Genomic DNA, 15034 nt, shown 5'->3' on the forward strand with positions numbered 1-15034 from the left:
GCCGCCTTTTCTTTGGCATTTTGATCGCAGGAATTGTTTTACTGAAAAATCCATTGACGAATTCGTTGGCGTTCTGATGGGTCCGGGATGCGTTCAAGAGTGCGCTGCCAGACCCGGTGAATGGTATCTGTGATATCGTCGCCAGAATAGGCGTTTGAAAATTCCTGTTTGTCGTATTTTTTGCTGCGCGGTGCCGAAAACCAGTTAAACGAGCCTTCGATGAGGTGCTGGTCATCGACAATAAGTGTTTTATTGTGGATGCGCGGGAGGAAAATCAGCTCGGCCGAGGTTGCATGCAGGAGTTCACGCCCTTTTCGGGCGTAGTCTTGTTCAGTTTTGCTGCACGGTATAAAATGATCAGCGCACGCCGCGATAACCACTTTGACGCCACGCTGGCTGGCATCATTGATCAGTTCAACGATTTTGTCGTGATTTATTGCCTTGTCACTTAGATAGGGCGAATAAACGAGTATGTTTTTTTGTGCGGTTTTAAAACTTTTGCGTAAATAATCGCAGTGTTGTTCCAGCGTCTCGATGCGCAACGGCAGAGCTTGGGAATCGATGCCTATTGTTGTTGGCAGGATGTCGGTAATTTCATTTTCGGGATCGGTGAGGATGATCCGCGCCAAATGATCCGAATTTGTTTTGGGGTCTGAACTGGCGTCGAGAATTTGCATGTCGCCAAAGACCAGAAAACTGTCCTGCGCGCGACTGACGGCAACGTTGAGCATGGAGTTGTCGCTGTTGAAAAAATACTGTGTGCTGACGGTGAAATCATAGACGGTTGAAAAAATGACGACGGGACATTCAGCGCCCTGAAGCCCGTGTACTGTCCCAACGGTGATGTTTTTCAGCCCATGCACGCCATTGGCCGCAGCAAGTTTTGAAAGCTCGTTTTTTATCAGGGTCGCCTGACTGCGAAACGGGGTGACGATTGCGATGATTTGATCAATCGGTGTCTTGTAGCGGTTTTCCAGCTTGACCCGTTTCCGGGCGATCCACTCTGCAATGGTTTGTGCTTCAATTTTGTTTGACCAACTCCCCTGCACCTTGCGGGCCTCGCCCCGAATATGGGCGTACCCCATGGCGGGCAGGAAGGAGTCTGTTTTCGGTCCGCGCACGGGTTTGAGGCACCCATTGTAAAAACGGTTACAATAACCAATGATTTCATCGTAGCAGCGGCGGTGTTCGGCCAGAAACATTCCCTTGCCATCAGAAAGCGTGCGACAGCTTTTATGCTGTGCCATTTTCATCATGCTGCCTTCAAAGGCGGTATATCCGTTTTGGGCCAGCATTGTTTTGTGTTCGAGCAGGCCTGCTTCATGCAGGTTGCCGCGATCAATGGCCGATGAGACAGAAACGATCGGCGCAATCTGCAGGGTATCGCCAATGATGATGGCTTTTTGACCAAGGACGAGGCACGGGCCCCCTATTTCGGGGGCGACCTGTCCTGCTTCGTCCATGATGATCATGTCGAAAAATCCTTGTAGCGGCCCTTTATAGGGGACAAGGAAAGTGGCAGTGGCCTTGTAGCAGGTGGCGACAAAACACGGGGTCAGCATTGCATAGCGGCGCATGCGTTTGCTGATATGTTCAGCCGTTTGTTTCAGGTTGGTGTTGGTATCGATGTTGTTGTTTTCGTGGATCCAGCGCGCCTCCCAGTAGCGCGAGGCAAGGAAGAATAACCGGTTTCGGACGAGGGTATCGAGTTTTTCAATCAGTCCTTCGGGATTGTTTTTGTACAGTTTCCGAAGTGTTTCGCTGTGCTGGTATTCGAACTCGGCGGCGCGTGTATCGGCATTTATCTGGTTGATAAGCTCGGCTATTTCGGTCCAGCATTCAATACGAAACGAGAGCCATTTTTTAAGTTGTTTGGTCCGGGTTTGAAGGGTGGCGATATTCGTTTTGAGGGTTGAAATTTGTGCGGCTGCTTCTGGCAATTGCGCGAGCCGGGTGGCCTCAATTACGAGGCGATCAAATATTCGCATTGCCTGAGACAGGCGGAAGTTTGGCTGCGCTAATTTTTCTGCAAGGTGTTCATAGCCATTGTCTATCAGCAAGAATTGCAGGTTGCTGATTCTTAGTTGTCTGTTGTCGGGCAGAAGGTTCAAAACACGGTTGAACACGGATTTCGGTTCAATTTCGTTTTTAGCAGCCTGTTGTAATTTTCGCGCGTTTTGCTGTTTTAGGGCGGCCCGGCTGGCTTCCTCGTCGGCTGTTTTTTGGCAGGCATTTAATGTTGTTTGTAGCGTAACGGTTTCCGTCTCAAGAGAGCTTATCCATTCCGCAAGGTCGGTAAAGCGGCTGTCTTCCAATGCCTGCCGGATTTCTTCGAGTTGTTCCAGCTCTGTGACGATTTTTGAATAGCGATTGAACTGGGTTTTCAGGTCGTTGTGCAGGATGCGAATGATTTTTTCGGGGTTTTCAATAGTTTCCCCATAGTAACGGCTAAAACACTCAAAGAAATGTTGCTCGGTTCTCGCACGGGTTTCCGTGTGTTCGATTTCGTCGGGGAATGCGCCACCCTTGCGCGCCGCCACCAGGTATTTCCCTTTGGGGATGCGTTCTTTGGCTTTATCGGATGGAAAGAAAAGCCCCAGAGAACGGGCCTGGGGAATCCAGCGACGGCTTATCGGGTCGGGACTGTTTTGCAAAAGTGCCTTGCCCAGACTGTCAATCAGGTTGGTGACAGCCTGATTGTTCGTTGAGCAAGCCAGGGCAACAAAGGGTTCCTCGCCTAAAAGCGCCGCATTAACCACGCCCGATGCAATGACGCTTTGCATTAATGTGGTTTTACCGGTGCCCGGCGGCCCGTTCACGGCCAGGATGGATTGGGGCTCGGTTGAGAGGATGTTTGCCATGGCCTGTCGCTGGGTCGGGGCAAGAATATGTTGGCCGATATGCCCTGTGTGATGCAATGTCGCTGCGGTTTCAAACGACGTTATGGCGGGTTGTTTATTTGTTTCAGCCGCGAGCAATGCATTCAGGGCTGTGTTTTGGGTCCATTTTTCTGGGCTGTCGCGCATCGTTTCGCAAAAACGAACAATCGATTCCCCGGCGCCCGCATGCTCGTGAAACAGCATGATGCGGCCATCCTGGCTGCTGTAATTTTCAAAAACCGGATTGTAAATAGATGTATTGGCGACGGCCTGACAGAGCTTGTCGGCAAAAGTTAGCACATCGGGAAAAGACGGGTTTGTCGGGAAGGTTGTGTGTTCGAGGAATTTATCGAAGCTTTCAATCGTACCAAGGGTAATTGTCCTAAGGCCGATCGGTTCAAGGCAGGCACGTTCAAACCATGGTGGCCGGTTTGCATCGGCAGCGAGTTTACCTTCAAGATTAACTGTTGCCGATATCCAGATGGAACCCTGACGTGCCTTTTGAGTGTCTGAGCGGGCAACGCCGTGTTCAACGCGTGTGGAAACAATAAAAGGGGTAATGAGAACCGATGCTGTTTGAATTGCGTCGATTTCGTCTTCCTGTTCTTTTGTCAGATTCTGGCCAAATTGCCTTTTGAGCAATTCCTGACGCTGTTTTATAATTTTCCGGGAAATGTCTTGCGCAACTACCCCCTGTGCAAGCTCGCCAATTTTCAGAACATGGCATGTTGCATCATTCAAGACGGGAGCTGTGCGTTGGCTATCGATCAGAGACGACCGCCAATAGGTTAATAAGTTGGAATTCATCACTTACCCTGAAGAGAAATATGTCTCTTTTGGGTGTAATGATATGTGTGGCCGATGTCCAAGATAAAACTTTTAAGGGAAAAATTGCGGTGCCGATGCGCCTGGCACCGCAATCACAAGTCAATTTAGCTGGCTTCGCTAAATGCCCAGTAAAGGTTTTGGGCCTGTTTGGTGAGGGGGCCGGGTTGGAGGTTGCGGTCGTCAAGTTTGACGCAAGGGGCCACCTTGTAGAAATTGCCGGTGCCAAATATTTCGTCGGCTTCTTGCAATTCGCTGTATTTGACGGCCTTTTCAACCACGTTTACCCCATCATCGCGCAGAAGCTGGATCACGCGCTGGCGGGTGAGACCGTTGAGGAAGGTGCCGTTAAGGGCCGGGGTATAAACCGTGCCGTCCTTGGCAAAAAACAGGTTGGCATAGGAAAACTCGGCAACGTGGCCGATTGGGTCGAGCATCACACCGGTGTCAAAGCCGTTGCCTTTGGCCTCGTTTACCGCGCGGCCGACATTGGGATAAAGGCAGGAGGCCTTGGCTTCGGTCGGCGCACTTTCGGGCGATGGGCGGCGAAAGCTGGATTTTTGGGCGGTGAAGCCGGTGGTGATGGATTCTGGCATCGCACTTTCGTTAATGCAGAGCACAAACTGCGCGCTGTCGGCATCGGGGGCGAGAAAGCCGGTTTCGCCGTAAATGATCGGCTTGATGTAAAGCGCAACGTCCGGGTCAAACCTGGTCAGGCCCTCGGCGACGAGTTCGAGGATTTCACCGACCGTAATTTTGGGCTCCAGCCCCATGAATTGGGCGGAACGAATAACGCGGGCGCAGTGCGGTTTGAGGTCGGGGGTTTTGCCGTTGATGCGGCGCGCACCGTCAAACACGGTGGAGGACATCCACATGCCATGGGTGGCCGGGCCGATGATGGCCGGGTTGCCTTCGTGCCAGGTGCCCTGATGCCAGGTCCAGGTTTTGGAAGGGGTGGCGTGACCCATTTTGTTTCTCCTGATTTATTTTATTGGGGGCAGCCGATGCTGCGCGCCAGTGGGGCTGGTGAGATGATGAATATGAGATGTTCAGCATAGATTTTTTAATTGGCTGTGGTCAAAGAAAACCGTGTGCGAAATATGAAGGGTGGGGCGGGATGATGCTGCGTGCCTGATTGATGGGGAAGCGGGGCAAATGTCGCGAAAGGGTAACGTGACGCATGCGGCATATCTTGGTAGCGCCATGGATTACATCTTGTTGGGCAGGGTTTTGCCTGTTTGGAATTGGTTTTCGATGCGCGGTCTTGCGCTTGTGTCGGGTTCGTAACCCGCAATAAGATAAGGGAAATAAACGTGAGCGAAGCGTTGAACAAGGCCAGCGATGGTGTGGATATTGCCGCACGGTTTGAACATGCCATGAGTGTGGTAAAAGACGCCGGGCGGGTGGCGATGGATTATTATCGCCGGGTTGATGATCTGGTGGTGGAATACAAGGATAACCCGCTAGATGTTGTCAGCATTGCCGATAAGGATGTTGAGGCGGTTATTCGTAAGCTTATTGCCGGGAAGTTCCCCGATGACGGGTTTTTGGGCGAGGAAATGGGCATTGATCGCGGTAAAAACGACTGCCTGTGGGTGATAGACCCGATTGATGGCACGGCGTGCTTTGTCAATAAAATGCCGACCTGGGTGATTTCGGTGGCGTTGATGGTGGGGGATGAGGCGGTGATTGGCCTGATTTACGAACCCAATGGTGATGAATTTTTTGCCGCGTGCACCGGGCAGGGGGCCACGGTGAATGGCAAGCCAATACAAGCCAGCCAGGTTGATAATGTGAATGCCGGTGTGATGGGGGTTGGTATGTCGCACCGGGTGGGCAGTGTGGCATTGGTGCCATTTATGACCGACCTTTTGGACCGCGAGGGCATGTTTATTCGCAACGGGTCGTGCGCGCTGATGATGGCCTATGCGGCAGCCGGGCGGCTGATTGGCTATTTTGAACCGCACATCAACCCGTGGGATTGCATGGCGGGCATTGTTTTGATGCGCGAGGCCGGGGGCTGGTGCAACGGGTTTTTGCAGGCCCTGGATGTTTTGGAAAAAGGCGCGCCGATTTTGGTGGCCGGGCCGCATGTGGCGGCGGTGTTATCGGAGATGACCGGGGTTAAATAACAGTTGTTTGCTTTGAGAGAAATTCGGAACAGCTGTCGGATCCGGCGTTTTAGAAGATCTCCTTTTTGGGGGGCCGCAAAAGAATTGGAATGCTTGATTGCGCTAGCAATGAAATTTCAATTCTGAATGCGGCCCATATTTTGAGCAAAGAAGTGATAGAGTAGGGGCGACAGCTGTGCTGCAACATGGACTACAACTGCATTGACAAAAGGCGTCATCAACGGAGTAGCACTATGTTAAATGGTGAAGAATCGGATCATCGAAAATAGTCGAGGCCTTAACGGCCCTTTCATATGAAAGATCAATCGTGTTTGTTAAGCGATCGACGACATGCTCATGTCGCGCCTTGGCGTGCACACCAAATAAGTCAATTTGCTCTAGTAGATAAACAGTAGAGGCGACAGCAACGCCAGTTACTAACCCTACTGAAATAGCGAGGATATAATCGGCAAGCGGACCAAGTGGTTTTAAGTAAGGCTCTAAAAATCCTTCAATAGCAATGCCTCCTGCTGCGACCAAGCCTGCTGCAATGATTTTGAGTGCTGCATCGGCGGCATCGGCCAGAGAAGTCCCCTCTTCTGGGAGAGCCAGCGTTTTCAATGCTCGATAAAGAGACATAAATCCTTCGCGGATCATGCGCACTAACCTGGCGGCTGTCGTGGCGAATGTATTAATCAGAATAGTGATCAGGTTGGAAAAAAAACCGCTTATGAAACCGTCTCGAAGTGCGTATGCAGCATCGTTCCATTTGCTGTGGACGCGCACCGCAATCCGGGTTAGGCGTTCTTTCAGGGCATCGAGAAAACTAGCGTCAACTTTATTTTTAAAGCCATTTTTCCAAGCATCCTTAACCTCGGCGAAGGTCGCTCGGACGAATTCCTCCATCAGCACACCAAGTGCTTGTTGAAGGGCCATTTTTCCGCCTTCCTTGGTGCTGGTGAGAGCCGACGATGTTATGAAATTACGACTGGAATAGTAGTTCGTATCGATTTTTGAATTTTGAATTTTTGTTGCTGTATCATAATTTCCCTTCAACGCATCAACGTTTATATTTTCGAGTTTTTCGAGTTTTCGGAGCCGGCTTTTTTGGTCTTCATTGGCATTTCCGCTTTCAATTGTTTTTTTGAGGGTTTCAATTCTCTTTTTTCTTTCTGGCGCCTGCCTTTTCCAAAGTTCGATTGCGTCTCTTGCTGATAGGTCGCTTTTTGATTGGTTGATATGTGCATCCATCGGAAGTAAATTTTCTTTTATATTAGCTAGTGTGGGCCCATCTAATCCAGTCAATACGCGTGAGCGATCACGATGAATTTCCTCGACGGAACGTGTGTGATCTAAATGTACGTCGTCATTTTTCCTAAAGTATTCGTTGCTATTGGGATCTTTTAACTCACCGTTTTCTTTAAATTTTTTGTATTTTTCTTTTGTTTTTTTGTAATTTTTATTGCCATCTCTATATGTGTGTTTTGGATCAAATATTTCCCCGTCAAAATTAGTCACGTCTGCCGGATTTTCTGGTCTTTTCCTTTCGTTCCCGCCTTCCTCTTTCCATTTTTTAATATTTTTTTTGTATTTGCTTTGTTGAGAATATATTTTTTTTTCCATCTCCCATTTTTTTATTTCGGATTCGTAGTGTTTTTTTTCTCCATTGTTCGAGTACGATGTGTTTTCAGAATTTACATAATCCTCACTCCGAACGTTATGGGTTGTTGTTACATTGCCACCTAATTGATCATTGAAAAGGACTTTTCCTAGCCCAAGTGGGCGTATAACAGCGGTTATGCACTCGTTTTGGCATGATTCGATGAGTGCAGTGATTTTGTCGGAACTAATCTTTCCATGAATTTCTGAAAGTAACGCATTAGGGTCAGTCATTTCGAGGGGGGGGTCATTTTCCATTCGAAGTTTGGCTGATGACAAAAGTACTTCTGCAGAGTTATATGTCGACGCATTTATAGATAATATTATTTCTGATTTGGTAGAGTTGTCACTTTTTGTTAGAATTTTTCGGTCTTTAAAGCGGTTGATTCTGTCACTCATTGCGTTTAATCCTTGTGATATATATTAGAAGCGTTGGTGAAATTGAAGAATCATTTATCTGGTTGTATTGATTGATTTGTATTCGTTCCAGTGGCCGATAAATTTCTCTTCCTCTGGTGTGATGATCGTATCAGCTTCACTTACAATTGTGAGTACGTCGTCGATCACAGGCCAGATTTTTCTGTCTAGTTTTTCAATGTATTGTATTGCGCCGTTGAAGTTTGGTGGGTTGTTTAGTAGTGTATAAATGGGGCCTTCGAGATCAGTCGGGATTGCCTCTGCTAATGCTCCTAATATGAACTCTTTTAGATTGCTTTCTTCGTCTTTGTGGAAATTCCCATCACATGCCGCTATGGCCGCGCCGACGGCGAACAAGCATATGATAAATTCATTTGTTTTATTTTGTTGTTCGTACCGCTGCGCTGCGCGGGTCATGCGCGCTTCCAAATCCTGAATTTTACCTGCGTTGGTGGCAAGTCCAGTTTCATGGCCAGCTTGGAATGCTTGTTTTTGGCTTCCAGTGGATACGGCTCCACCAACGGCGGCTCCTGCAGCTGCGCCTGCTGCAGCTATCCCAGCGGCGCCTGAAAGCGAGCCTAGTAGAGATGCGGCACCAAGAACAGATCCGCCGCCAGTAAAAGGTGCCGCAGCAACTGCGGCAATACCGACGATAGCACCGCCAAATATAGCCCATGGGCTTATTTTCGGTGTTAACTCGGTGTTATTATTCAGAGTAGTGTTCTTTGGTTTTTCAACTGAATTTGCGTTGGTTGTTTCGGTGGAGTGTACTGTTGTATCAGGATTTATTTTCACGTCGGACGTTTTGAACGTTGTCTTACTTAATACTTTGGCCCCAACTTCTTTAACACCGTCGGCACCAAGAATAAGGTGTCCAGGTAGACCCAAAAATGCAGTTCCGACAATAGCCTCTTTGCTTGGGGCATGTTTATCCCAAGTTTCATCTGCCGAGCGAAGAGCTTCGCGATAACTTTGTTCTCCGAAATATTTAGCTTTTTGGTATGCTGTCGATATTTTTTTCCCCGAAGATGCCTCTTTGTTGACATAAATGATTTTCAAACTTCCGTTGATTGGAAATCTAACTATTTCGTAGTCAATTTTATTATTTTTTGGGGCTTTGGGAGCGTGTGCAGTACAAATCAGAGATTGTAGGCCTTCGGAAGCGATAGTTCGTTGAACGAACAAGGCGGCTACGGCCATCCTGCCTTGGCAACGGATGATTTCAATATTTTCACGGTTCTGAATGGCAGTGTGGATAGCAAGTTTATCATCGAAAGGAATTTCTGTAATTTTTTGCTTTTTTAGCGACATTTAATTTGTCCTTGGTAAATATGGTTCAACAATATGGGCTAATTTGCCGAAGCTCATTACCCAGGCGTTGACTTCTTTTTGACTGGTGGTGACGAACGTTAGCGTCAGGCTACCGTCCGGGTGATCTTCTATGATTTGGTCGTCACTCCATATTCGATCACGGACGTAATCCGCAGCTTGTGGCGCAATATGGATTTTCATGCGTAAAGGCTCATGCCAAGACAACCCGAAACAACGAACTTCGTCAGCATCGGCGTTAAAGAGGAAGTACTCTTGAGCCGTTGTGATCTGAGTAATTCTATGTAGGCTGAATGTCGTTGGGCGACCTGGAAGTAGAGAGGTTTCTTCCATTTGGTAGCCATGGACGTATATCGTACCTCCCATTATCAAAATACGTCCTGGAGCATATCGATAAGATTTTTCTATTTTTCTGCCTGTGGCAATATATTGTATTTCACAAATTTTTTTGTGTTTTATGGCTTCGCGCAGCATTGAGAGAGTTGTGAGATGTGGAGTGTAATCAATCACTCCTTTGCTATGAAAACGTATTGGTACACTGGTTGGAGAATCTTCACCTAGACCAAGAGCAATATTTGCTAATGTTTTTCCGATACGGTCTGTAGCATCTTTAGACAAAAATGGTGTGGCAAGGTCTCGGCAGATTGCCAAGAAGTGTAGTTCTTCAAAAGAAAACCCTAATCCATGTTTGATGCTATTGCAGCTTAACTGGTAATAACGGCGGCGGCCGTCCATGCCTCGTTCTATTTGGACGTCTTTTGTTAGGTGGCGGTCAACTAGATCGATTAATCGCGCGACGGTTTGGGATGAGCATTCGAGTTCATTGGCCAAGTCTGCTTGAAAATGTTTTCTGCTGTCTAAAGTCAGTTTTTGATATAGCGTTAATATTTTGTCTCGGGGCAGTGAATCCTGCTGAAGCTTTGGTGGCATCCTCCACTCCCTGAATGTGGTGATTAGTTCAAAAGAAGAACTATTATTGATGAATCTGGGGTGAGTTTGCCATCAGTAATTTCAATTTTCGGAATGTTTTTGGCTGTCCGGAAGTCGTCTGGGTTCCCTTACAGGTAAGTTATATTGCCTGCATTCCAGATTCTGACGGGTGTTGTAGATTTTTTGAATTTCACGATTTTATTTTTCGTTGAGTTTATTTGGTGTGCTCCACTGGAAATGGGATAGTCAAAATTATTGCCGTGTAAACTGACTTTGGACTCCTCGAATGGGAGGGAGAGAAATTTTTTAAAATTTCTGCTGCGTATAATTGAACTGGAAATGCAGGGAAATGTTGGTGATAATTTTGGAAGTAGATTTTAAAATTAGACGGATTTTACTGGCTGCACCACAGAATGCGGGCGATCCAGTCGAGGTCCTGGGCTTCGATATAGCGGTCTTCATAGGCGGGGTTGAGGGATTTAAGTTCTATTCCCATCGCACCGCGACGCACCAGTTCCTTGGCCATCACCTCGCCTTCGCGGGTTTTAACCACCACGCGGTCGCGCGGGCGGATGTTGGACGCGGGGGAGACAATGATGAGGTCGCCATCGCGAAAAACCGGCGACATCGACTCGCCCGCGACGCGCAGGCCATAGGCGGTTGGGTCGTGCAGGGCGGGGAAGGTGATGTCTTCCCAGGCGCCGCCCACAGGGTAGCCGGCATCATCAAAAAAGCCGCGATTGCCTGCCTGGGCAAAGCCGATGACGGGGATGCGCCCGGCACCATTGCCATCCATCAGTTCAGAAAATTCACGGAATGTGACATTGGCCGCCGAGAGAACCTTGGCGATGCTTTCGGTTGAGGGCCAGCGCGGTTTGCCCGCATTTGTATTGCGTTTTGAGCGGTTAAACGTGGTCGGGTCAAGCTGCGCCAGCCGGGCGAGGCCGGAGGGCGACAGGCCTTTATCCTCGGCAATTTTGTCGAGGGCAGCCCAGATGAGGTCATGTCTGATCATGCGGCTATTCTATCAGGGTTGGTCGGGCGCGGGACAGGGAATTTATTCCTTGTCGGAATACGAGAACGAAATAGGAAAATAATCCTTTACAGGAAGAACAAAAAGGGATTAAAAGCTGAGTGTCAGCGGGAGATTTGCATCCGGGAGTATGTGGCGGCAGGGAATATTGTTGCCAGCATACCGATGGGGGATCGTTCCTTTCAATATTTGATCATGTCCGGTTCATCAATGACGCGGCACCCTGGGTGCGGTGATGGCCCCGGTTTGTTTGCATCGTGCCGCCGTGCCGCAATTTTGGCTAATCGTTATAGCGGATGGCGTTATAGCGGGGTGGGGCGGTGCGGCAGTACCGGGGCCGCAACAAGGCAGCGGACAGGGCCAACGAAAGGGATGAAAGCGCCAAGACGCGAAAGGCTGACAGGGTGTGGCGTGAGGCGACCACAGAGCAGTGAAATTTTTATCAGGAGGGCGAAATGACGCAGCAACGATTGTTTCCCAAACCCCTGCGGGACGGGGAGGTTACCTTGTTTGCCAGTGCCGAGCAGGCGTGGTTCTGGTTTGTGCGGTGCCAGGCGGCACGGATTGACGGGGCGCGGGTGGTGGCCGATGCCGGGGATGTGACCCGGCCTTGCGACCCGGACGATATTTATAATGCGGTGATGCGGTTATGGCGTGGTGGTGTGATTGGGCAGGCCCATTTGCAGGTGCTGGAATATTACGGTGCGGTGGAACGGCTGCCCGACCCACGGGTGGGCGAGGAACAGCGTAAGGCGGTTTTGTGGCGCGAAGCGCTGGAAGTGCTGGCGACTGTGTTGATCCGCCGGGGTATTGTCGACCCGGACGGGCAGGCATTGGCGACATCGGCGGACTATGAGGAAAACGATACCGACCAGGAAATGCAGGGGGATTTTACGCCATGTCATTTTTAGGAAGGGTTTCACAGGGGGCTTTGGTGGCGGCGGGGTTTGAGCGCGATGCGGCGAATGACCAGGCCGTAACGGATGCGGGTTCGCATTTTTTAAAGCGAGGCTGGCGCGGTGAATGTGATGCGCAACGGCGGGCGGTGAAGGATGGTTTGCCGGATCGTTCGCTGGATCGGCATAGCGTGCCGATGATGGCGGGGGCCAGGGAAAGAGGCCGGGAAAACCGGGCGTTGATTGTGTTTTCCGATGCGCCGGACAAGCGGTTTTTGCGGTGGTTGCCCTCCGGGTTTCGCCATTGTTTTGCGGTGATTGCGGCCGGGGAAAACGGGCAGTGGATTTATTTGAACCCGGCAAGCCACCAGTTGCAATGCGAGCTTTGGCAGTTTTCGGCCCTGTTTGACCCGGCGGCGTATTATCGCGGGCAGGGACATCAATGTCTGTGGGTGAGTTTGCCCGATGATGTGGCGAAAAAGGTGCGGTTGGGCATGTTTAGCTGTGTTGAGGTGGTGAAGCGATTGCTGGGCATTTCGGCATGGTATGTGATGACCCCGGCGGGGTTGCATCGCTACCTTGTGAACAAATCGAAAATTTATCAAAAAAGTTCTTGATTTGTTCTTTTTAATAGGCTAGGATACCTAAATCAACACCACAGTTGCGCCCGCTACCGGAAACGGTGGCGGGTTTTTTGCTTTGGGGCTTTGGCTTTGGCTTTGGCGTCTCGTCTCGTCTCGTTGGGCGTGGCAGGGCTGAGGGGGGCAGGGTGAGGGCTGAATTGGCGGGGAAGCGGGTTCTGTAGACGGGGGTGCCGGGGATTGCGACGGTTTTTTGGGAGCGGGGGCGAGCAGATGAAGCAGGCGGAAATGGATAGCGCGATGTTGCGCAGGCGGTTTCGGGCGGCTTTGCAACGTCGGGGGCATTGGCAACGCCATTGGCAGGAATGTTATGAATTTGCCCTGCCGCAACGCCAGGAGAGTGACGCGGGTTCGGGCGGGATGGGCAGTTTTGGCGGGATGAACGCCACCGGCGGGGCGGGTGGCAGTGTGGGCAAAAAGCAGTTTGACCGGGTGTTTGATGCCACTGCCCCTGATGCGGTGGAGCAACTGGCGGCCAGTTTGTTAGGTGAAATAACGCCGCCGTCGGGCGGGTGGTTTCAGATGGTGCCGGGCGATGACGTGGCCCCCGCCGACAAGGCGGATTTGACCGACAAGCTGGCCCGTGCCGTGCGGATTGTGCAGGGGCATTTTGAACGGTCCAATTTTGCGGTGGAAATTCATCAGGCGTATCTGGATCTGGTGACGGTGGGAACGGCGTGTTTGCGGCTGGAGGAAGACGCACCCGGTGCGCCATCGCGGTTTCGGTTTTGTGCGGTGCCGGTGCGCCACCTGGCATTTGAGGAGCGGGTGGATGGCACGCTTGATGCGGTTTTTCGCCAGTTAAACCTTGGCATTGATGACATTTTCGAAAAATGGCCGGATGCGAAAATACCCGACCGTATGGCGAGCGGGCCGGATGCCGGGATGGAAAAATTTGCCGTGATCGAGGCGGTGTTGCCCGATCGATCCGGCGGGGGTGGTTATGATTATGTGGTGTTTTTTGCCAATGATCCGGCGGCCAATACCGCGCAGGATGGCGTGATTGCCACGGGGCAGTTTGCAGTTTCGCCCTATATCGCCTTTCGCTGGCTAAAGGCACCGGGTGAAATTTATGGCAGATCACCGGTGATGAAGGCATTGCCCGATATTAAAACCGCCAACAAGGTGGTGGAGCTGGTGTTAAAAAATGCATCGATTGCGGTGACCGGCATTTGGCAGGCCGATGATGATGGCATTTTAAACCCGGCAACGGTGCGGTTGGTGCCGGGCAGTATTATTCCCAAAGCAGTTGGGTCGGCAGGGTTAACACCGCTGGACGCGCCGGGGCGGTTTGATGTTTCCGACGTTGTTTTGGCCGATTTGCGCGAACGCATTCGCCGTTGTTTGCTGACCGACCGGTTAGGCCAGGTGGATGCACCGCGCATGACCGCGACCGAGGTTTTAGAAAGGGCTGCGGAAAATTCGCGGTTGCTGGCGGCGACTTATAGCCGGTTGCAGGCGGAACTGATTTTTCCGTTGATGCGGCGCGCATTGCATGTGCTGGCGCGCAGTGGCGAGCTTCCCGATATTCCGATTGATGGCAATGTGGTGTGTTTGCGCCATACCGCCCCGATGGCGCAGTTAAGCCGCAAGGCGGAGGCCGGGCAAACGCTGGATTGGTTGGGACGGTTGGCATCATTGGGGCCAGAGGCGATGGCGACGATTGATATGGACAAAACCGTGCGCTGGCTGGCCGGGCAGTTTGGTGTGCCGCAGGAATTGTTGCAGCCGGAAATGACGCCCGAAGACATGGCCGGGATTGCCGGAATTGTGGGCGAGATGATGACCGCGCCGGAGGTTGCCGGGGTTCGCGCCGGGAAAGATAGCGCGAATAATACCGGGGAGGGCGGGCAATGAGGATTTGGCGGCGTGTGAAACCGGCGAAGGCGGATGCCGTGATGAATGTTGATGCCGATGCGACGCCAGTTGCAGGTTTGGGGAATGGAACGGCGGCATTGGCCGGTGAGGATGGTGGTGCGCGCGAAAGTGGCGACGGCGAGGACAGCGGGTGGGGCTGGTTTGAGGGCGGGTTGGCGGGCGGGACGCTGCCGCCGGTTTTACCAGAGGCGGAAAATGCCGGGGTGATTGGGGTTTCGCGCCAGGAACGGGACCTTGCGTGGCAACGGGTTTTGGGGGCATCCGCCGGGCATGATGCGGCGGTGGTGTGTGCAGAGTTACGCGCCATGACGCTGGAACGGGCCCTTGGCCCGGCGGCAAGCCCGCAGGCGATTTGGATGCGAGAAGGGCAGCGTGCCCTGGTGTTGCAGATGTTGCGCCGGGCACGGGGTGGCTGATCGCGGGGGAAGATTTGGAA

Annotated in this window: 12 protein-coding genes; 6 read left to right on the plus strand and 6 right to left on the minus strand. The window is 51.2% G+C overall.

What is annotated here, in order from left to right; genetic code table 11:
• Positions 1–38: 38 nt before the first annotated feature.
• Positions 39–2759, minus strand: coding sequence for an AAA domain-containing protein (locus tag TMES_RS07540; protein ID WP_158091204.1), 2721 nt, complete (start codon positions 2757–2759; stop codon positions 39–41).
• 129 nt (positions 2760–2888) lie between these two features.
• Here TMES_RS07540 and TMES_RS22770 point away from each other — a divergent pair, with 129 nt between their 5' ends.
• Positions 2889–3176 carry a hypothetical protein gene (locus tag TMES_RS22770; protein WP_158091205.1) on the plus strand — a complete coding sequence of 96 codons (288 nt, stop codon included), beginning with the start codon at positions 2889–2891 and terminating at the stop codon, positions 3174–3176.
• Between the two features lie 635 nt (positions 3177–3811).
• On the opposite strand, the gene TMES_RS07545 is transcribed toward TMES_RS22770, so the two are convergent.
• Complete coding sequence (locus TMES_RS07545; protein WP_085581011.1) at positions 3812–4672, minus strand: branched-chain amino acid aminotransferase; 861 nt, start codon at positions 4670–4672, stop codon at positions 3812–3814.
• 345 nt (positions 4673–5017) lie between these two features.
• On the opposite strand from TMES_RS07545, the gene TMES_RS07555 reads away from it, so the two are divergent.
• Entirely contained in the window at positions 5018–5836 is an 819-nt protein-coding gene (locus tag TMES_RS07555; protein WP_245835246.1) for an inositol monophosphatase family protein, read from the plus strand.
• A gap of 231 nt (positions 5837–6067) precedes the next feature.
• Here the strand turns inward: TMES_RS07555 and TMES_RS07560 are convergent, their stop codons facing one another.
• The 4 genes from TMES_RS07560 to TMES_RS07575 all read right to left on the minus strand — a co-directional run bounded on the left by TMES_RS07560 (position 6068) and on the right by TMES_RS07575 (position 11165).
• The gene (locus TMES_RS07560; protein ID WP_085581014.1) at positions 6068–7873 is read right to left on the minus strand and encodes a hypothetical protein; all 1806 of its coding nucleotides are present in this window, start codon (positions 7871–7873) and stop codon (positions 6068–6070) included.
• 54 nt (positions 7874–7927) lie between these two features.
• Entirely contained in the window at positions 7928–9202 is a 1275-nt protein-coding gene (locus tag TMES_RS07565; protein WP_085581016.1) for a hypothetical protein, read from the minus strand.
• Complete coding sequence (locus TMES_RS07570; RefSeq protein ID WP_085581018.1) at positions 9203–10150, minus strand: helix-turn-helix transcriptional regulator; 948 nt, start codon at positions 10148–10150, stop codon at positions 9203–9205. It lies immediately after the preceding gene.
• A 394-nt stretch (positions 10151–10544) separates the two neighbouring features.
• Positions 10545–11165 (minus strand): S24 family peptidase, encoded by a 621-nt coding sequence (locus tag TMES_RS07575; RefSeq protein ID WP_085581020.1) that lies wholly within the window; start codon positions 11163–11165, stop codon positions 10545–10547.
• A gap of 473 nt (positions 11166–11638) precedes the next feature.
• Here TMES_RS07575 and TMES_RS07580 point away from each other — a divergent pair, with 473 nt between their 5' ends.
• The 4 genes from TMES_RS07580 to TMES_RS07595 all read left to right on the plus strand — a co-directional run bounded on the left by TMES_RS07580 (position 11639) and on the right by TMES_RS07595 (position 15014).
• Positions 11639–12094 carry a hypothetical protein gene (locus tag TMES_RS07580; RefSeq protein WP_211275881.1) on the plus strand — a complete coding sequence of 152 codons (456 nt, stop codon included), beginning with the start codon at positions 11639–11641 and terminating at the stop codon, positions 12092–12094.
• A complete protein-coding gene (locus TMES_RS07585) occupies positions 12082–12696 on the plus strand; it encodes a hypothetical protein (RefSeq protein WP_143589566.1) in 615 nt (204 codons plus the stop codon). Before TMES_RS07580 ends, TMES_RS07585 begins: the two co-directional genes overlap by 13 nt.
• 237 nt (positions 12697–12933) lie before the next feature.
• Positions 12934–14577: a portal protein gene (locus TMES_RS07590; RefSeq protein ID WP_085581024.1), complete on the plus strand. Its 1644-nt coding sequence runs from the start codon at positions 12934–12936 to the stop codon at positions 14575–14577.
• Positions 14574–15014: a Bbp19 family protein gene (locus TMES_RS07595; RefSeq protein ID WP_085581026.1), complete on the plus strand. Its 441-nt coding sequence runs from the start codon at positions 14574–14576 to the stop codon at positions 15012–15014. The genes TMES_RS07590 and TMES_RS07595 overlap by 4 nt, the downstream gene beginning before the upstream one ends.
• The last annotated feature ends 20 nt before the right edge of the window (positions 15015–15034 follow it).

The organism is Thalassospira mesophila, from assembly GCF_002115755.1.
GTDB classification, from domain to species: domain Bacteria; phylum Pseudomonadota; class Alphaproteobacteria; order Rhodospirillales; family Thalassospiraceae; genus Thalassospira; species Thalassospira mesophila.

What these genes read in the sequence shown, in the direction of transcription:
- TMES_RS22770 (WP_158091205.1), top strand. Translation starts at nt 2,889, where the DNA reads ATGTTGGCCGATATGCCCTGTGTGATGCAATGTCGCTGCGGTTTCAAA.
- TMES_RS07585 (WP_143589566.1), top strand. Translation starts at nt 12,082, where the DNA reads ATGTCATTTTTAGGAAGGGTTTCACAGGGGGCTTTGGTGGCGGCGGGG.
- TMES_RS07570 (WP_085581018.1), bottom strand. Translation starts at nt 10,150, where the DNA reads ATGCCACCAAAGCTTCAGCAGGATTCACTGCCCCGAGACAAAATATTA.
- TMES_RS07575 (WP_085581020.1), bottom strand. Translation starts at nt 11,165, where the DNA reads ATGATCAGACATGACCTCATCTGGGCTGCCCTCGACAAAATTGCCGAG.
- TMES_RS07560 (WP_085581014.1), bottom strand. Translation starts at nt 7,873, where the DNA reads ATGAGTGACAGAATCAACCGCTTTAAAGACCGAAAAATTCTAACAAAA.
- TMES_RS07595 (WP_085581026.1), top strand. Translation starts at nt 14,574, where the DNA reads ATGAGGATTTGGCGGCGTGTGAAACCGGCGAAGGCGGATGCCGTGATG.
- TMES_RS07545 (WP_085581011.1), bottom strand. Translation starts at nt 4,672, where the DNA reads ATGGGTCACGCCACCCCTTCCAAAACCTGGACCTGGCATCAGGGCACC.
- TMES_RS07590 (WP_085581024.1), top strand. Translation starts at nt 12,934, where the DNA reads ATGAAGCAGGCGGAAATGGATAGCGCGATGTTGCGCAGGCGGTTTCGG.
- TMES_RS07565 (WP_085581016.1), bottom strand. Translation starts at nt 9,202, where the DNA reads ATGTCGCTAAAAAAGCAAAAAATTACAGAAATTCCTTTCGATGATAAA.
- TMES_RS07580 (WP_211275881.1), top strand. Translation starts at nt 11,639, where the DNA reads ATGACGCAGCAACGATTGTTTCCCAAACCCCTGCGGGACGGGGAGGTT.